This is a genomic window from Nonomuraea sp. NPDC003201 (assembly GCF_053590415.1).
The window spans coordinates 1-18,151 of sequence record NZ_JBSFTC010000116.1 but is presented as its reverse complement, the minus strand read 5'-3'; the positions used below and the strand labels follow the sequence as shown (position 1 = coordinate 18,151).

Below are 18,151 nucleotides of genomic sequence, written 5' to 3'. Positions count from 1 at the left end.
GACTCGGCTCATGCCGGCTACTGGGTCGCGCTCGCCGCGGCCGCCTGGGCCGCCGTCATCGCCTCCTGCGGGGACTTGGACCCGCTCAGCGCCGCCTGCACCGCGCCCCACATCGGCTCCGAGATCTTCGGATACTTGGTGCCCAGGTCGTCGCTGGTGCGGCCCTTGGCCGCCTTGACCGCGTCCACCCACACCTTCAGCTCGGGGCCGGCCGCCACCTGCTTGGCCTGCACCGCGTCGGTGGGCGCGATGTAGGACAGGGTGGTGGTCGTGGCGAGCGAGTTGTCGGTGCTGGTCAGGCAGGTCACGAGCTTCTGCGAGGTGGTGTAGCGGCCGGTGTCGGACTGGACCGGGACGCTGACGAACTCGCCGCCGGTGGGCGCGGGCGCGGTGCCGCCTGTCTTGCCGGGGACCGGGATGATGCCGTACTCGAAGCCGGTCTTCTTGGCGTTGGCGAGCTGCCAGGTGCCGTTCTCGGCGAAGGCGAAGTCGCCGGTGGCGAACTCCTGCCAGCTCGTCGTCTGGGTGTTGTTGATGACCGAGTTGGGGGCGTACCCCTTCTTCAGCCAGTCGCTCCACAGCGCCACGGCCGAGACGCCCTCGGGCGAGTCGAGCTTGGTGAGAGCGGCTCCGGAGCCCCAGAACCAGGGCAGGAACTGGAAGCTGCCCTCCTCGGTGCCGATCGCCGAGAAGGTGATGCCCTTCTCCCCGGCCGCCTTCACCTTCTCCAGCGCCGCCGTCAGCGAGGGCCAGTCCTTCACCGCGGCGATGTCCACCCCGGCCTTCTTCAGGACATCCTTGTTGTAGTACAGGGCCAGGGTGTTGGCGCCGATCGGGACACCGTAGGTCTTGCCGCCGCTCTGACCTGCGGCCAGCAGGTTCGGCGCGATCGCGGAGACGTCGAGCTTGTTCTGCTCGGTGGTCGTCAGGACGCCGGCCTCGGCCAGCGTCGAGACCACCGGGTTGTCCACGATCAGCACGTCCGGCGCGTTGCCCTGCTGGGCCGCCAGCAGCGCCTTGTTCGTCAGGTCGCTGGTGTCGTAGCCGGTGCGCTCGACCTTGACCCCGGCGTCGGTGCCGCACTTGTCCAGCAGCTTCACCCACTCCGAGCTCTTGTCGTACTGCGGGTACGGGTCCCAGATCGTGTACGTCCCGCCCCCGGTGGCCTGACCGGCGGTCGCCGGGCTGCCGTCGGACGATGCCGAGCAGGCGACCAGCCCGCCCACGGCGGCCAGGACCGCCAGACTCGCGCCGGCCGCACGCCGGCTCCTTGCCGCTGATCTCATTGAGCTGACCTCCGCTGACACGCGTGACGAGGTTGTTTCGGAGCGAAGTCGAATCGATTCGCCGAATCGGTTCGACCGAAGATAGGCCCGCTCCGCCGTAGGCGTCAATGGGCGGAGACGTCACGACGGAGTGCCACGTCATGAACCGGTTCGACCTACGATGGTCGCCGACCGGCGGAATCGGACGAGGAGCACGGGTGAACATCGGAGAGATCGCCAAGCGGGCGGGCGTGTCGCGGAGCACCGTCTCGTACGCGCTCACCGGCAAGCGCCCGGTGTCGGAGGAGACCAAGCGCCGCATCCTGACGGTCATCGACGAGCTGGGCTACCGGCCCAACGCCTCGGCCAGGGCGCTGAAGGAGGGCCGCACCCGCACGATCGGCCTGGTCATCCCGCCGGCCAGCCAGCGGCTGACCGACATGCAGCTCGGCTTCGTGGCCAGCGTGGTCGACGCCGCCGCCCGCGCCGACCTGGACGTCCTGCTGTCGCCTTCCGGCGGCGAGCACGACCGCTCCTTCGAGCGCGTGGTCACCGGCCGGCGCGTGGACGGCGTCATCCTCATGGAGATCCGGCTGGAGGACGACCGGGTCGCCCGGCTGCAGGAGCTCGGCCTGCCGTTCGTCGGCATCGGCCGCACCCGGCACCCGGAGGACATGTCCTGGGTGGACATCGACTACGAGACGCTGATCGCCAAATGCGTCCACCACCTGGCCGACCTCGGCCACCGGCAGCTGGCGCTGGTCAACCGCAACGCCGAGCTGGTCGCGGCCGGCTACGGCCCCGGTCACCGGGCGCAGGCCGGCTTCGACCGCGCCATCGCCGAACGCGGCCTGCGCGGCGTGCGGGTCTGCTGCGCCGACGACGCCCAGGCCGGGCAGGCCTGCCTGCAGCAACTCCTCGCCGAGCACCCGGGGCTGACCGCCATCGCCACCATCAACGAGGCGGCAGTGTCCGGCATGTACCGGGGGCTGGCCGAAGCGGGCCTGAGCGTGCCCGGCGACTTCTCCATCGCCGGTGTCGCGGCCCAGCACTGGGCCGAGAGCCTGCACCCGCCGCTCACCGCGGCCGACGTCCCGGCCGACGAGATGGGCGCCCGCGCCGTCGAGCTGCTCATCCAGCGCGTCGCCGACCCCGGCACCCCGCAGCGCCACCTGCTGGTGGCCCCGCCCATCTCGCTGCGCGGCACCACCGGCCCCGCCCGGCCGCGCGGCTGATCGATCCGGAGCCGCCGTCCGCGTGACGGCGGCATGTCGTCCACGTTTCCGGCTCTTGACCGCCGTGCCGGGAGACGCCCCGAAGGGGACCTGTCCGGCGGCACCGTCACGGACCGTTCTCCCTCCGGCCTCGACGGCACCCTGGCCAACCCCGGCGCCGCCACCACCGCCGAGGGCGACGCGACCACCCGCTCGTCCATCAAGCCGGTCAACGGCAACACCCTCACCTTCGACGTCACCGCCCCCAGGAACGGGGCCTACGCCATGACCGTCCGCTACTCCAACCCCGAGCAGTCTCCCGCCTCCCACTACGACTCCTACAGCTCCGGCACGTTCCCCGACATCCTGCTCCGATCGAAGTACGCCCCCATCGTGGACAGGATCGCACTGACGCCCCTCGCCAGGTGACCCCTGGGAGACCGGGCGGGAACGCCCGGTCTCTCAGGCTGTCAGCAGGGGAAGCGCCTCGAAGACGTGGTCCTGCCACAGGAGCCGCGAGGTCTCCTCGGGGTACGCCGCGACCGACGGCACCGTGTCGAAGATCCGGGTCAGGCGCTGTTCGGAGTCGTACGCGGGCCAGCCCGGGTCGCCCGAGGCCGCGAAGGACGTCCAGGCCGGGCGGATCTGGGCGGTCAGCTCGCGGGCCCCGGCGGTGTGCTCGGGGCCGATGGCCGCCGGGCCCAGGTGGGCGTCGTAGGTGCCGAACAGCAGCGGGCCGTCCAGGCCGTGGCAGGCGCGCATCACCCCGCCGTTGCCCGGGGACTGCCAGGCCAGCTCGTACAGGTAGGCCCTGCCGCCCCCGGCCGCCTGCGCCTCGGCCAGGCGCAGCGTCGGCATGCGGAACAGCCAGTCGGTCTGCACGAGTTCGTAGAGCTCCTCGGCGGACGCGCCGGGGAACGCCGCGCGGTAGGCGCGCTCGCCGTCCTCGCCGGGCCCGAAGCGGCGCAGCGTCTCCCCCGCCTGCTCCTCGGTGATCTGGCCGAGCTGTCCGGAGAAGAGGAGGAACGTACGGAACTCGTCGCGGGTGTGGCCGATGACCAGCTCCACGTCCCGTCCCGCGCCGCCCGCCAGCGCCTGCCAGGGCGCGGCCGGCAGCACCTCGCCGTCGACCACGGGCGAGAAGGCGGTGAGCGTGTGCGCGAACGGGCCCCAGCGGTCCTCGTACTGCCGCATCTTCGACTCCAGGGCGTGCCCGATCGCCGGCAGCTCCCGCGGATCCACGCCCGACAGGTCCCCGGCCGTCGGGCGCAGGCCCGCCTCGGCGGCGATCGCCGCCGCGACGTCCCGGGCCAGGGCATCGGAGAAGTACGTGCCCGGCAGGCTCTGCCCGACGGCGCGCCGGAACAGGCCCGCCGCGCTCGGCATGACCATCAGCGCGGCGATGGACCCGGCGCCGGCCGAATCACCGAGAACGGTCACCTGGCCGGGGTCGCCGCCGAACGCCGCGATGTTCTCCCGCACCCACTCCAGGGCGGCGACCTGGTCGAGCAGGGCCCGGTTGGCGGGCGCGCCGTCGATATGGGCGAAGCCCTCGACGCCGAGGCGGTAGTTCAGCGACACGAAGACCACGTCGCCGTCGCGGGCGAGGTGCCGGGCGTCGTAGCCGGGGCTGCCGGAGAAGCCGTGCTTGTAGGCGCCGCCGTGGATCCACACCATCACCGGGCGGCGGGCGGCCGGGTCGGGGTCGGGCGTCCAGACGTTGACCGTCAGCCAGTCGTCGCCCGTGCCCTTGAAGAGGTCTCCGCCGCCGCGGCCGGCCATGCTCGCGTCCTGCGGGGCCGGCGGGCCGAAGGCGAACGCCTCCCGTACGCCGTCCCAGCCGCGCACGCGCCGCGGCGCCTGGAAGCGGGCCGGACCGATCGGGGGCTCGGCGTACGGGAGGCCCCGGAAGACGGCCAGGCCGTCCTCCGTGCGGCCGCGCACCATGCCGGCGGCGGTACGGACCTCGGGCTCCTCGGCTGCGGACATGGCGGCTCCTTTGCCTAAATCGACTGATTTAACTGTTGTCCATTTTTTAACACATGTCTAGAGTTGCGGGCGTGCAGGACCGACAAGACCGCCGGGTGCGCCGCTCCCGTGCCGCCCTCATGGCCGCCGCCGTACGCCTGGTCTCCGAGCGCGGCACCACGGCCCTTCCCGTCGGCGAGCTCTCCGACGCCGCGGACGTCAGCCGGCAGCTGGTGTACCTGCAGTTCGGGGACCGTGACGCGCTCCTCGTGGCGGCCGCGACCGACCTGGTCGAACGGGAGCTCATCCCCGAGGCCGGGGACGAGGGCGCGCCGCCTCGCGCGCGCATGCTGGCGATGGCCCGCCACTTCGCCCGGCACCGCCCCTTCTACCGCGCGATGCTCACCGGATCCTGCGCGTTCCCGATGACCCGGGACCTGAACAGGCTGTTCGGCTCGCTCATCACCGTGACGGGCCTGCGCGAGGTGTTCGGCGACCTCGACGACGCCACCGCGCAGGACCTGGCCGCGCTGATCGCGGGCGGGACCGGCACGATCGTCAACGACTGGCTGATCGACGCCGACGACCCCCTCGACCCCGGCGAACTGGCCGACCGCCTGCTGCGCCTCTCGACCACCCTCGCCCGCACCCCCGGAGGCCGCCCGCGATGAACCTGAACAGCCACCTCGTCCAGCGCCTGCTGCGCCTGCCCCCGCCCCTCACCAGGGATCTGACCGTCCAGCGCGACCTGCGCGTCCCGATGCGCGACGGAGCCGTCCTGCTGGCCGACCGCTGGGCGCCCGCCTCGGGCGGCGACGGCCTGCCGACCGCGCTCATCCGCGTCCCCTACGGCCGGGCCGGCATGACCGCGGACCCGATGGCCCGCCCGCTGGCCGAACGGGGTTTCCAGGTGCTGATCCAGAGCACCCGCGGGACCTTCGGCTCCGAGGGCCCCTTCGACCCGCTGCGCCGCGAGCGCGAGGACGGGCTCGACACCCTCGACTGGGTGATCCGGCAGCCCTGGTTCGGCGAGTCGATGATCCTTTACGGCTCCAGCTACCTCGGCTTCGTCCAGTGGGCGGTCGCCGACGCCGTACCGCCCCAGGTCAAGGCCATGATCCCCGGAGTCTCCGAATCGGCGCTCACGCTGGACTTCCTGCGCGGGGACGCGTTCTCCCTGGAGACCCCGTTCGTCTGGGGCGTCCAGGTCGCGGGCCAGGAACGCCCGCTCGCGATGGCGCGCCAGCTGCTCCGGGGTAAGAAGGTCCAGCGTGCCCTGCGTACGCTGCCGCTGGCCCAGGCCGACACCGCCGCCCTGGGCCACCACGACGACTACATCCAGAACATCCTCGTCCACGACGCGGGCAGCCCGTTCTGGCAGGGTCTGGACCACCGGCACCGGGTCTCGGACATCCGGGTGCCGGTGAGCAGCGTCGGCGGCTGGTACGACATCTTCCTGCCCGGCCAGATCCGCGACCACCGGGCTCTACAGGACGCCGGACACCCCCTGGCCCGCCTCACCGTCGGCCCCTGGGCCCACGTCTCCATGGGCGTCGGGCAGACGGCCGCCGCCGAGGCCCTCGACTTCGGCCTGGCGCTGGCCCGGGGCGAGGAGCCGGCCGAGCGCGCCCCGGTCCGCCTGTTCGTCATGGGCGAGGAGAAGTGGCGCGACTTCCCGTCCTGGCCGCCGCCGGGATACGAGCCCCGGCGCTTCCATCTCCAGCCGGGCGGCGCCCTGTCCACCGAGACGCCCGGCGACTCGTCCCCCGACGGCTACCGCTACGACCCGGCCGACCCCACCCCGGCCCTCGGCGGCGTCCGCATGGCCTTCGGCGAGAAGGCCGGCCGCGTCGACAACGCCGCTCTTGAGGCCCGGCCCGACGTCCTCACGTACACGACGTCCGTACTGGAGGAGGACGCCGAGGTCGTCGGCGAGGTGAGCGCCGAGATCTTCTTCCGCTCCAGCCTCCCCTACGCCGACGTCTTCGTCCGGCTGTGCGACGTCGACGCCGACGGCCGCTCCACCAACGTCTGCGACGGCCTGATCAGCCTCACCGGCGCCGACGAGATCACCCCCGCCACGGTGACCCTGTGGCCGACGGCGTACCGCTTCGGGCGCGGCCACCGCATCCGCGTCCAGGTCTCCAGCGGCGCCTTCCCCCGCTACAACCGCAACCCCGGCACCGGCGAGCCCCGCGCCACCGCCACCGCCCTCCGCACCGCCGACCAGCAGGTCTTCCACGACCCGCAGCACCCGTCGGCGGTGCTCCTCCCGGTGCTCCTCCCGGTGCGCTGACCGCGCCGTCAGGCGAGTTCGTACGTCCAGCCGGCGGCGAGGGAGGAGGAGACCCGGACCTCGCCGCCGGAACGGATGACGGTGAACCGGGCGGGCTCGCCGGAGGCGTGATCGGTGACGGTGAGGGTGGTCTCGCCGTCCGGTCCCGGGTAGACGCGCAGGGTCAGGCCGTCGAGATAGTCGTAGTCCGGCCGGTCGTCCCTGGCGCCGACGGGCAGGACGGCGCCTTCGCGCACGTAGATCGGCATCGAGGTGAAGCCGTGCCGCTCGGTGCGCCAGCGCCCGCCCTCGACGCGCTCCCCGGTCAGGTAGTTCGTCCACGTGCCGTCGGGCAGGTAGAGCTCCACCGTCCCGTCGGGGGTGAAGACGGGCGCGAGGAGCAGGTCCGGGCCGAGCATGTACTGGGTGTCGAGGTGGGCGGCGTTGCGGTCGCCGGGGAACTCCATCGCCATGGGCCGCATCAGGGGCGTCCCGCTCTCGTGCGCCTGGACGCCCGCCTGGAACAGGTACGGCATCAGGCGCAGCTTGAGCTTCGTGAACAGCCGGGTCACCTTCACAGCCTCCTCGTCGAAGGCCCACGGAACGCGGTAGGAGGTGGAGCCGTGCAGCCGCGAGTGGGAGGACATGAGCCCGAAGGCGACCCAGCGCTTGAACACGCCGGGGTCGGGAGTGCCCTCGAAGCCGCCGATGTCGTGGCTCCAGAAGGAGAACCCGGAGAACGCGAGCGACAGGCCGCCGCGCAGGCTCTCCGCCATGGACCCGTACGTCGAACCCGAGTCGCCGCCCCAGTGCACCGGCAGCCGCTGGCCGCCCGCGGTCGCCGACCGCGCGAACAGCACCGCCTCGCCCCGGCCGCGGCGCTCCTCGAGCACCTCGAACATCGCCGTGTTGTAGAGGTGCGTGTAGAGGTTGTGCATGCGTTCGGGCGCGGAGCCGTCGAAGTAGGCGACGTCGAGCGGGATGCGCTCCCCGAAGTCGGTCTTGAACGCGTCGACCCCCTGGTCCTGCAGCGCGCGCAGCTTCGACTGGAACCAGCGCGTCGCGTCGGGGTTGGTGAAGTCGACGAGTCCCATCCCGGCCTGCCACAGGTCCCACTGCCAGACCGACCCGTCCGGGCGCTTCAGGAGGAAACCCCGCTCGGCGGCCTCGGCGAACAGCGGTGAGCGCTGGGCGATGTACGGGTTGATCCACACGCAGACGCGCAGGTCCTTGGCGTGCAGGCGGGCCAGCATGCCCTCGGGGTCGGGGAAGACCCGCGGGTCCCACCGGAAGTCGCACCAGTTGAACTCGCGCATCCAGAAGCAGTCGAAGTGGAAGACCGACAGCGGCAGGTCGCGCTCGGCCATGCCGTCGATGAACGAGGTCACCGTCTGCTCGTCGTAGTCGGTGGTGAACGAGGTCGACAGCCACAGGCCGTAGGACCAGGCGGGCAGGCGCGCGGGGCGGCCGGTGAGCGCGGTGTAGCGTTCCAGGATCTGCTTGGGGGTCGGCCCGTAGATCACGAAGTATTCGAGGCTCTCCCCCGCGACCGAGAACTGCACGCGTTGCACCGTCTCCGACCCGACCTCGTACGAGACGTGCCCCGGGTGGTTCACGAAGACGCCGTATCCACGGTTGGTGAGGTAGAACGGCACGTTCTTGTAGGCCTGCTCCGAGGAGGTCCCGCCGTCGGCGTTCCAGATCTCCACCGTCTGGCCGTTCTTGACCAGCGGCCCGAAGCGCTCCCCCAGCCCGTAGACCACCTCGCCCACGTCCAGCGCGAGCTGCTGGGCGAGGTGGACGGAGGCGCGGGCGCCGCCGACCGGCGGCGGATCGACCTGCGCGTCCCCGGCGAGCCGGAAGTGGCCGATCGATTTGGGGCCGCTGGAGGTCAGCGGGCGCCCGTCGGCGTGGAAGGACAGGTTCCAGGGGGCTCCTGGCGCCATGGTCGCGCTGAGCGCGCCGCTGGTGAGCGTCGTGGCGCCGTCCGTTTTGACGATGCCGTGCCCGTCCTCGGCGCCGACGAGGTCGAAGCCGCGGTCGTCGCTCAGGTGGTGCTCGACGCGGACGCGGATCACGTTCTCCAGGGGCGACGACAGCCGCAGCGAGAGGACCGGCCGGTTGAGGGTGTCGCCCCGGCGGTTGATCACGGTGGTGGGCGCGGTGACGGTGAACGCGTCCTCGCCGGCCTGGATGTCGTACGCCTCGGCCGCGTACAGCGCGGTGACGCCGGGACGCAGCTGCCAGAGCCCGTCGGTGAACTTCATCGGCAGGTCATCCCTTCAATCCGCCGGCCAGCAGGTCGGCGCGCCAGAACCGCTGCAGCACCAGAACGAGGGCGATCAGCGGGATGACGGAGACGGCCGAGCCCATGATGACCAGCGGGTACAGGTCGCTGTCCCCGGCGCCCTTGCCCAGGAACGTGTACAGGCCCAGGGTGATCGGATATTTGTCCTGGTCGGAGAGCATGATGAAGGGCAGCAGGAAGTTGTTCCAGATGCCGACGAACTGCAGCAGGAGCACCGTGACGAGCCCTGGCGCCATCATGGGCAGCACGATGGCGCCGAAGATCCGGGTCTCCCCGGCTCCGTCCAGGCGCGCGGCCTCCAGCGTGCTCTGCGGTACGGAGGCGGCGGCGAAGACCCGGCACAGGAAGATGCCGAACGGGTTGATGATGACCGGCAGCAGCACCGACCAGTGGGTCCCGGCCAGGCCGACGGCGGCCATCAGCAGATACTGCGGGACGGCCAGCACGATGCCGGGCACGAGCACGCCGGCGAGGATCACCGAGAACAGGAACTCACGCCCGCGGAAGCGGAACTTGGCCAGCGCGTAGCCGGCCATGGCCGACACCATCGTCGACAGGACCGCACCGACGCCGGCGTAGAGCAGCGAGTTGAGCCCCCACGTCCAGAACTGGCCGTCGCCGTAGGCGCTCAGGTTGGCCAGGTTGTCGAGGATGCCGGTGCCGGGGGCGAAGGAGAAGGTGGTGAACAGCTCGCGCGGCGTCTTGGAGGCGGCGATGACCACCCAGGCCACCGGGGTCAGGCAGTACAGCGCACCGAGCAGCAGCACGACCAGCGGGAGGCGTGGCCGCCGCGCCGCACCCGGGCGGCGGCGGTGGAACTGGCGGTCACCGGTGCGGGGTACGGCGGTCATGCGTTGTCCCCGAAGGTCCGGCGCTGGAAGAAGCGCAGCAGGAGCAGCGAGATGGCGAGGATGCCCAGGGCCAGCACGACGGAGGCAGCGGCGGCTCCGCCGAGGTTGTCGTTCATGAACGCCTCCTGGTAGATCTTCATCAGCGGCACCCAGGTGGCGCTGATCGTGGTCGTCATCGGCCGCAGCGTGGCGGGTTCGCTGTAGAGCTGCAGGGTGCCGATCACGGAGAACAGGCCGGTGAGCACGAGCGCGGGGGCGACCAGCGGGATCTTGATGCGCCAGGCGATCTGCCACTCGCTCGCCCCGTCGATGCGGGCCGCCTCGTAGATGGAGGTGGGGATGGCGCGCAGCGACGTGAAGATGATGATCATGTTGAAGCCGACGCCGGACCACAGCGCGATGTTGGCCAGCGAGAAGTACAGGGCGGGGAAGCCGAAGAAGTCCAGCGGCCCGGCCTGCAGTTGCCTGGCGATGTAGGTGAGCGGGCTGGTGCTGGGCAGGTACAGGAAGCCCCATAGGAGGCTGGCGATCACGCCGGGCACCGCGTACGGCAGGAAGATCGCGGTGCGGGTGAAGCCGCGCGCCCGCACCCTGGGGGTGTCGAGCAGCAGCGCGAACAGCAGGGCCAGGCCCAGCACGCTGGGGATGGCGATGACGCCGTAGAGCAGGACCCGGCCGAGCCCGGCGACGTACTCGGGGTCGGAGAGCGCGGCGGCGTAGTTGTCGAACCCGATGAAGGCTTCCACCCGCCGCCCGAACGCGCCGCCGCCTTCGATGCGGAAGCCGCGGAAGCTCAGGTAGACGGCGTAGCAGATCGGGATAATCAGGAACAGGGCGAAGAAGACGATCGCGGGCATGGCGAACAGCCACGGGGTGGCGACGGCGCGGACGCGCAGGCGTCGCCCGGTGGAGCTGGCGGGCATGAGATGTCCAGGGAGGGGTCGAACCGAGGGCCCGGCCGGGCCCTCGGCGTCTTACTTGGTGACGGTGTAGCCGGACTTCTGCAGGTCGGCGACGACGGCCTGCTGCGTGGCCTGGAAGACCGCGCGGAACGAGGTCTTGTCGAGCGCGGCCTTGTTGAGCGCGTCACCGAAGGCGCTCTGGGCGACGTTCACGTTGGGTCCCCAGGTCACCGGGATGGTGGTGTTCTTGATCACCTGGTCGGTGACCTGGTAGAAGTCCTTCTGCTGCGGCATCAGCTTAGGCGGCTCGTGGGTCAGCGTCGCCTGGCGGCCCGCGTTGCCGCCGGGGAAGATGTCAAGGCTGAGGAGCAGCTTGGAGCCCTCGTCGGAGGCCCCGAGCCAGGCGGCGAAGGCCGCGGCCTCCTTGGCGTTCTTGGACTTGGACGGCACCAGGTAGGCGGACCCGCCCAGGAACGGGACGGCGGTCTGGCCCGGCGTCCACTGCGGCAGCGGTGCGGACTCCCACTTGCCGGCGGTGTCGGGTGCCACGGAGTGGATGACGCTGGGCGCCCACGAGGCGGCTGCCCAGCTAAGGATCTTGCCCTTGTTGACCTGGGCGTTCCACTCCGGCGTGAGCAGCGGCTCGACCTTGACCAGGTCCCGCTTCACGAGGTCCTCCCAGAAGTCGGCGATCTTCAGGGACGGCTCGCCGTCGATGCCGACCGTCCAGGCGTTGCCGTCGGTGCTCCACCACTGGGCGCCCGCCTGGGCGGCCTGGGCGGCGAAGAACTCGAACTGGGTGGCGGCGAAGGCGGCGATGTAGGCGTCGGGGTCCTTCTTGTGGATCTGCTCGGCGGCCTTCGCGTACTCGGCCCAGGTGGTGGGGACCTTGACGCCGTACTTGTCGAACAGGTCCTTGCGGTAGGTGAGCATCATCGGCCCGATGTCCTGCGGCACGCCGTAGACCTGCTTGTTGAACGTGGTCAAGGCCCAGACGTTGGGGTCGATGCCGGATTTGGCGCCGGCCACGTCGGCGGTGATGTCCTTGACGGCTCCGGCCACGACCAGGGCGGGCAGGCCGCGGTACTCCAGCTGCACCACGTCGGGGGTGTCGCCGGCCTTGTCCGCGGCCAGCAGCTTGGAGGCGGTCTCGGCGGTTCCGCCGACCTCCGAAAGCTTGATCGTGACGTTGGGGTGCTCCTGGTGGTACTTGTCGGCGATCGCCTTGGCCGCCGGATCGCTGCCTTTCAGGCTCCAGGTCCAGAACTCCAGCGTGACCGGCCCGCCTGCGCTCGCCGTGTCCGAGGAGGGGGTGTCGGCGGACGAGCAGGCGGCCAGCGACGCCGCCAGAGCGAGCGCCAGCGCCGCGGCGCCGAGCTTCGTCCGGGGTCGGCGGCGTCGGGGCGGGGTCGGTGGGGTCATGACGATCTCCTGGGCAGGGGTGGTGCGCCTCGGCGGGAATGCCGGGTCGTGCGTTGGGATCTAACCTGATGTTAACGTTGTCATCCTGTCAAGCCCCCTCCTTGTGAGATCTCTCGGAGCCCCCGTGCCTGCTTTCCGCAACCCGGTCCTGCCCGGGTGCTATCCGGACGCGTCGATCTGCCGGGTCGGCGAGGACTTCTACCTGGTCACCTCGTCATTCACCTATTTTCCTGGACTCCCCCTCTTCCACAGCCGTGACCTGGTGCATTGGCGCCAGCTCACGCATGTGCTGGACCGGCCCGGGCTGCTCGCGCTGGAGGGCCTGGACGTCTCCGACGGCGTCTGGGCACCGACCATCCGCCACCACGACGGCACCTTCTACGTGGTCTCCACGCTGGCCGTGAACCGGCAGGGCAGCCTCACCTTCGTCGTGACCGCCGACGACCCCGCCGGGCCGTGGTCGGACCCCGTGCCGCTGGAGGCCGAGGGCATCGACCCGTCGCTGTTCTTCGACGACGACGGCCGGTGCTGGCTCACCGCCTGCCGCGACGCGGTCCAGGGCGGTCCCGGCGAGCTGTGGATGCGCGAACTCGACCTGGACCGGCTCAAGCTCGTCGGCCCCACGCACGTGCTGTGGCAGGGTGCGGTGCGCGGGGCGTGGGTGGAGGCGCCGCACCTGTACAAACGCAACGGCGTGTACCACCTGATCGCCGCGGAAGGCGGCACCGAGAGCAACCACAGCGTCACCGCGGCGCGTTCCGGCACCGTCACCGGACCCTACGTCACCGACCCGCGCAGCCCCCTGCTGACCCACCGGCACCGTGGCCCGGGCGAGCCCATCCACAACGTCGGCCACGCCGACCTGGTGGACACCCCCGTCGGCGAGTGGTGGGCGGTGACGCTCGGCGTGCGGCCGATCGCGGGCACCCACACGCTGGGCAGGGAGGTCTTCCTCGTGCCCGTGACCTGGACCGCCCACGGGCCCGTCTTCGCCCCCGAATCGGGAGCCGTGCGGCTGTCGGAGCGGCTCCCGTCGATCGCCTCCGGCCGACCTGACGGCGACACCGCCGTGGCGGCTGGACAACCGGACGGCGACACCGCCGTTCCGGCCGGACAATCGAACGGCGACACCGCCGTTCCGGCCGGCCGGGCGCATTTCGGCGGGCTGGAGTGGAACAGCCTGCGCGGTCCCGCCGGCGACCGCGTCAGGCCCACGGCTGACGGGTCCGGGCTCGACCTCGACCTCGCCCCCGAGGCCCTCAGCTCCACCGGCGTGCCGGCCTTCCTCGGCCGGCGCCAGCAGCACGTCCGCTTCGGCGCGCGGACCCGGATCAGCTTCGCCGCGGCGCGCCCGTCAGAGGAGGCCGGCCTGGCCGTCTTCCAGCACCAGAACCACCACGCCACGCTCGCCCTCACCGTGGACGACGGCGGGCAGGCGCAGGTCGTGCTGACAGTCCGGGAGGCGGGCACGAGCACCCGCCGGGCCTCGGTCCCGGTCTCGACCGGCGAGGTGCTGCTGGCGGTCGACGGAGACGAGGCCGGTTACACCTTCCGCGTCAGGGACCTCACGGCGGCGCAGTGGATCAGCCTGGCCACGATCGAACGGTCCTTCTTCAGCACCGAGCGCGCGGGCGGTTTCGTCGGGGTCTATCTGGGTCTGTACGCCACCGGCAACGGCCACGCGAGCGACGGACGGGCGCGGGTCCACTGGTTCGAATACCAGCCCGACCCCGAAACGGCCGCCTAGCGCGGCGGCTTGGGCGGCGCCGTGCTGCGCCGGATCACGAGCTCGGGAGCGATCCGCTCGCACGAGGCCGGCTCGCCCTGCATCATGCGCAGCACCTGCTCGATGCAGCGCGCGCCGAGAGCGACGAAGTCCTGGCGGACCGTGGTCAGCGCGGGCACCTGGTAGGCCGCTCCCGCGATGTCGTCGAAACCGACGAGCGAGATGTCCCCGGGCACCTTCACGCCGAGCTCGGCGAAGGCCGCCAGCACCCCCATGGCCATCTGGTCGTTTCCGGCGAAGATCGCCGTCGGCGGCTCGCCGGTGCGGCGGGTGACGAGGTAGTGGGCCAGCCGGTAGCCGCTGTTGCCGGTGAAGTCGCCCTCGAAGAACTCGCCGCCGGCCTCCGGCGCCTCTTCCAGCGCGGCCCGCCAGCCCTCGACGCGGGCTCGGGCGTCGAAGGTGCGCAGCGCGCCGGTCAGGTGGACGATGTGGCGGTGCCCCAGCTCCACCAGATGCCGTACGGCGAGCCGCGCGCCCAGCTCCTGATCGAGCTCGACGAAGCCGACATCCGGGTTGGGCACGTTGCCGGACATGACCACCGTCATCGGCACGCCGGTCACGATGTCGGCCAGGGCGTCCATCACCATGGGCCGGTCGGCGATGACCGCGATGGCCTCGACCGCCTGGTCGGTGAGCCGCTGCAGGGTCTCGGCCAGGTCCCTGGTGGTGCCGCCCTGCCAGCTGGCCATATTGACCCAGTAGCCGGCCCGCTGCGCCGCCGTCTGCACGCCCCGCAGGATGCGCGGCAGCTCGTACAGCTCGGCCCCGGCGAGCACCACCCCGATCGTCGAGGAACGGCGGCTCTTCAGCGCGCGGGCGACGCTGTTACGGCGATAGCCGAGCTTCTCGATGGCGGCCTCGACGCGAGCCCGGGTCTCCGGGCGGACGGACGGGTGGTCGTTGAGGACGCGGGAGACGGTCACGTGCGACACGCCCGCCTCGCGTGCCACATCCACCATGCCTGGTGCCCGATTCATGTCCTTCGCTTCCCGGCCTCCACCACCGTGCTGGCCCCGTATGCCCGAGCGCCCGGTTGCCGCGCGCCGCGGTGCCGATTCGATCGTGCCACATCCGCCGGGCGCTCCCGCCCAAACCGGTCATGGCATCGGAGTCGTCCGTGAACTCTTTCGCGCCGTGGCGGTAAGTACAGGCGACCGTGCCCACCGAGGAAGGCACCGCATGAAGGAGCTGACCGTTTCATGGCAGAACCGGCGACGGCCGAGGCCGCCGACCCGGACCTGATCCGCAGGTCCCGGCAGGAGCCCGAGGTGTTCGCCGTGCTGTTCGACCGCCATGCCCCCGCGCTGCACCGCTACGCCGCCCGCAGGCTGGGCGCCGACGCGGCCGAGGACGTGGTGTCGGAGACGTTCCTGCCCCGGCTGACGCCCGAGCAGGCCGAGCCGTACCTGGACAAGGAGGTCGCGGCGGCGCTGGCCGACCTGGAGCGCGGCAAGGCCTTCTACCCGGCGTACGCGCCCCGGGCGCGGGCGATCGAGGAGCGGGTGTACCAGGAGTTCGCGCTGGACTCGCGCTCTGAGCACCGGACGGGGATCCGCGTCCCAGGTCCCCGTCCGGCATCGAGCGGAATCCTGTCACATCACGAAATTGCCGGACATTTGCTGTCATGTGAGATCCAAACCCATCGTGATCATCGCCGGCGCGCTGGTCATCACCCTGCTGACCGCCGGCACAAGCCTGTCATCGGCCACCGAGCCACCGGCCGGCCCCGGGGACAACGCCGTGACCCTGATCTCCGGCGACCGGGTCGTGGTCGCCGGACGGAACTACAGCGTGACACCCGGCCAGGACCGGGAGGTGACGTTCACCGGGCAGATGAGCGGGGGCCATCTGTACGTGATCCCGTCCGACGCCCGGCCGCTGATCGCCAAGGGGCTCCTGGACAAGCGGCTGTTCGACGTCACCCAGCTCCTGCGGTGGCAGTACGGCGACGCCGCGACGGACGAGATCCCCCTGATCCTCCAGCAGCCGGAACAGCAGGCGCGGCAGGAGCTGCGCGGCGCCGTGCCGACCCGGCGGCTGGCCGCCCTGGGCATGAGCGCCATGCGCCTGCCCAAGGCGGCCGCGGCCGGGACCTGGCGGGACCTGACGGCCGGCGCCCGCAGCCTGGCCGCCGGCGCGACCAGGCTCTGGCTGGACGGCCGCCGCTCCTACAGCCTGGACCAGAGCGTCAAGCAGATCGGCGCCCCCGAGGCGTGGAAGCAGGGGTTCACCGGCAAGGGCGTCACGGTCGCCGTGCTCGACTCCGGGTACGACCCCGAACACCCCGACCTGAAGAACGTCGTGACGCAGTCGCGCAACTTCAGCACCGAACCCGACATCAGCGACAGGATCGGCCACGGCACCCACGTGGCCTCGATCGTCGCCGGCGCCGGAGAGAGGTACAAGGGCGTGGCGCCCGACGCGAAGATCGCCCTGGGAAAACTGGGCACCACGTTCACGGACTCGGCCCTCCTGGCCGGCATGGAGTGGGCCACCGTCGAGGTCAAGGCCAAGGTCGTCAACATGAGCCTCGGCGCTCCGGACACTCCTGAGCTGGACCCCGTCGAACAGGCGGTGAACGAGCTCTCCGAGCGCACCGGCGCGCTGTTCGTGGTCGCCGCGGGCAACGACGGCGCCTCCCCGGTGAGCAGCCCGGGCAGCGCCGACGCGGCCCTGACGGTCGGCGCCGTGGACAAGCAGGGCAAGATGGCGCCGTTCTCCAGCAGGATGCGTGACGTCGACCACGCGATCAAGCCGGAACTCACGGCGCCCGGCGTGGACATCATGGCCGCGCGGGCCGGCGGCGGGCACGTGGCGATGAGCGGCACCTCGATGGCCGCGCCGCACGTCGCGGGGGCCGCCGCGATCCTCGCCCAGCGCCATCCCGAGTGGACCGGCCGGCAGCTCAAGGCCGCGCTCATCGGCAGCGCCGCGCCCGTGGCCGGCGCGACCCGGTACGAGCAGGGCAGCGGCCAGGTGGACCTGGTACGCGCGCTGGCCCAGCCGGTGATCGCCGAGCCGGCCAACGGGTGGGCCTATTTCCGCTACGGCAGCACCGGCGAGCAGGTGCAGACCAGGACCATCACCTACACCAACTCGGGCGACAGCCCGAGCACGCTCGACCTGACGGCCGAGGGCGAGGTGCTCAAGCTCTCCGCCCAGCGCCTGGAGGTGCCCGCCGGCGGCCAGGCGTCCGTCACGCTGACGATCGACGGGCGGGGCAGGAAGGCGGGCGAGTACCCGGGGACCGTCACCGCCAGATCCGGCGAGCAGGTCATCAGGACGCTGGCCGGCGCCTTCGTCGAGCCGGAGTCGTACGACGTGACCATCAACGTGATCGACAAGTCCGGCGGGCCCGCCGACTTCTTCGCCGAGCTCTACGACCCGAAGACCGGCGCCGTACGTCAGCTGCAGGTGGAGGGCGGACGGCTCGAGGCCCGGCTGCCCAAGGGGCAGTGGAACCTGCTCACCGAGGTCCACCAGATGGAGGGGATCACGCTCGCCCACAGCACCGTGACCGTGGCCGACCGCGACCAGCAGGTGACGGTGGATGCGCGCCTCGGCGAGCGGGTGCGCTTCTCGATCGACGACCCGGCGGCGGTCCAGCAGCGCGTGTACGCCATCAGCCTGGCCCACGGCGCCTGGTCGACCTCATGGGCGTCGTTCATGAAGTACCCCGACAGGCTCTTCGTGGTCCCCGTGCGCCAGCCCGGTCTGAAGCTCATGATCAGAAGCCTCTGGGACGGCGCCTCATCCCTTTATGACCTGGTCCAGCTCCACAGCGACGGGATCCCCGCCGAGCCCGTGCTGGACGCCAGGCGGGACGAGCTCGCGAAGGTGACCGTCGCCTACCGCGGCGCCGGCGTCACGGCCAAGGGCACCCCTCTCGTCAGGGCACGGTTCGACGAGGCCGGGGCCGGGATCCTGGCGCCGGTCCGAGACAAGGTGGACCTGCCGGGCACGCTCCCCCAATACCGGACACCGGGCCTGGTGTGGGACAGCGCGCTCGAGGTCGGCTCCGCCCTGCTGGTCGGCGAGGGGCGCGAGTCGAAGCGGGGCGAGGCACGGGAGACGTGGAACGCCGCGGTGACCGGCCCGTCGCTCGCCGGGCTCGGCGCACGCCGTACCGGGGACACGTTGACCGTCGCCGCCGGCGGCCT

Annotated in this window: 14 protein-coding genes; 6 read left to right on the top strand and 8 right to left on the bottom strand. The window is 71.6% G+C overall.

Annotation, left to right across the window (positions count from 1 at the left end):
* Window positions 1-17: 17 nt before the first annotated feature.
* Window positions 18-1,286 (bottom strand): sugar ABC transporter substrate-binding protein, encoded by a 1,269-nt coding sequence (locus tag ACWDX9_RS32475; RefSeq protein WP_449960603.1) that lies wholly within the window; start codon window positions 1,284-1,286, stop codon window positions 18-20.
* Between the two features lie 197 nt (window positions 1,287-1,483).
* Between ACWDX9_RS32475 and ACWDX9_RS32470 the strand changes: the two genes are divergently transcribed.
* Window positions 1,484-2,500 carry a LacI family DNA-binding transcriptional regulator gene (locus ACWDX9_RS32470; protein WP_449960600.1) on the top strand — a complete coding sequence of 339 codons (1,017 nt, stop codon included), beginning with the start codon at window positions 1,484-1,486 and terminating at the stop codon, window positions 2,498-2,500.
* A gap of 33 nt (window positions 2,501-2,533) precedes the next feature.
* Complete coding sequence (locus ACWDX9_RS32465; protein ID WP_449960597.1) at window positions 2,534-2,908, top strand: hypothetical protein; 375 nt, start codon at window positions 2,534-2,536, stop codon at window positions 2,906-2,908.
* 33 nt (window positions 2,909-2,941) lie between these two features.
* Here ACWDX9_RS32465 and ACWDX9_RS32460 read toward each other — a convergent pair whose 3' ends face one another.
* On the bottom strand, window positions 2,942-4,468 hold the full coding sequence (locus ACWDX9_RS32460) for a carboxylesterase/lipase family protein (RefSeq protein WP_449960594.1): 1,527 nt from the start codon (window positions 4,466-4,468) through the stop codon (window positions 2,942-2,944).
* Window positions 4,469-4,539: 71 nt separating this feature from the next.
* On the opposite strand from ACWDX9_RS32460, the gene ACWDX9_RS32455 reads away from it, so the two are divergent.
* A complete protein-coding gene (locus ACWDX9_RS32455) occupies window positions 4,540-5,118 on the top strand; it encodes a TetR/AcrR family transcriptional regulator (protein WP_449960592.1) in 579 nt (192 codons plus the stop codon).
* Complete coding sequence (locus ACWDX9_RS32450) at window positions 5,115-6,743, top strand: CocE/NonD family hydrolase (RefSeq protein WP_449960590.1); 1,629 nt, start codon at window positions 5,115-5,117, stop codon at window positions 6,741-6,743. Before ACWDX9_RS32455 ends, ACWDX9_RS32450 begins: the two co-directional genes overlap by 4 nt.
* Before the next feature lie 8 nt (window positions 6,744-6,751).
* Here ACWDX9_RS32450 and yicI read toward each other — a convergent pair whose 3' ends face one another.
* The 4 genes from yicI to ACWDX9_RS32430 are packed head-to-tail and all read right to left on the bottom strand — an operon-like array spanning window position 6,752 to window position 12,205.
* Window positions 6,752-8,989, bottom strand: a complete 2,238-nt coding sequence (gene yicI / locus ACWDX9_RS32445) for an alpha-xylosidase (protein ID WP_449960589.1) — start codon at window positions 8,987-8,989, stop codon at window positions 6,752-6,754.
* 7 nt (window positions 8,990-8,996) lie between these two features.
* Window positions 8,997-9,881 (bottom strand): carbohydrate ABC transporter permease, encoded by an 885-nt coding sequence (locus ACWDX9_RS32440; RefSeq protein ID WP_449960586.1) that lies wholly within the window; start codon window positions 9,879-9,881, stop codon window positions 8,997-8,999.
* On the bottom strand, window positions 9,878-10,804 hold the full coding sequence (locus ACWDX9_RS32435; RefSeq protein WP_397374661.1) for a carbohydrate ABC transporter permease: 927 nt from the start codon (window positions 10,802-10,804) through the stop codon (window positions 9,878-9,880). The genes ACWDX9_RS32440 and ACWDX9_RS32435 overlap by 4 nt, the downstream gene beginning before the upstream one ends.
* Window positions 10,805-10,855: 51 nt before the next feature.
* A complete protein-coding gene (locus ACWDX9_RS32430; RefSeq protein WP_449960582.1) occupies window positions 10,856-12,205 on the bottom strand; it encodes an ABC transporter substrate-binding protein in 1,350 nt (449 codons plus the stop codon).
* 124 nt (window positions 12,206-12,329) lie between these two features.
* On the opposite strand from ACWDX9_RS32430, the gene ACWDX9_RS32425 reads away from it, so the two are divergent.
* The gene (locus ACWDX9_RS32425) at window positions 12,330-13,952 is read left to right on the top strand and encodes a glycoside hydrolase family 43 protein (protein WP_449960579.1); all 1,623 of its coding nucleotides are present in this window, start codon (window positions 12,330-12,332) and stop codon (window positions 13,950-13,952) included.
* On the opposite strand, the gene ACWDX9_RS32420 is transcribed toward ACWDX9_RS32425, so the two are convergent.
* Both ACWDX9_RS32420 and ACWDX9_RS32415 read right to left on the bottom strand, forming a co-directional pair.
* Window positions 13,949-14,968, bottom strand: a complete 1,020-nt coding sequence (locus ACWDX9_RS32420) for a LacI family DNA-binding transcriptional regulator (RefSeq protein WP_449960576.1) — start codon at window positions 14,966-14,968, stop codon at window positions 13,949-13,951. The genes ACWDX9_RS32425 and ACWDX9_RS32420 overlap by 4 nt on opposite strands.
* Window positions 14,969-15,303: 335 nt before the next feature.
* Window positions 15,304-15,444, bottom strand: a complete 141-nt coding sequence (locus tag ACWDX9_RS32415; protein ID WP_449960573.1) for a hypothetical protein — start codon at window positions 15,442-15,444, stop codon at window positions 15,304-15,306.
* Between the two features lie 173 nt (window positions 15,445-15,617).
* Between ACWDX9_RS32415 and ACWDX9_RS32410 the strand changes: the two genes are divergently transcribed.
* Window positions 15,618-18,151: S8 family serine peptidase (locus ACWDX9_RS32410; protein WP_449960570.1), on the top strand; the 2,534-nt coding region annotated here is incomplete at its 3' end.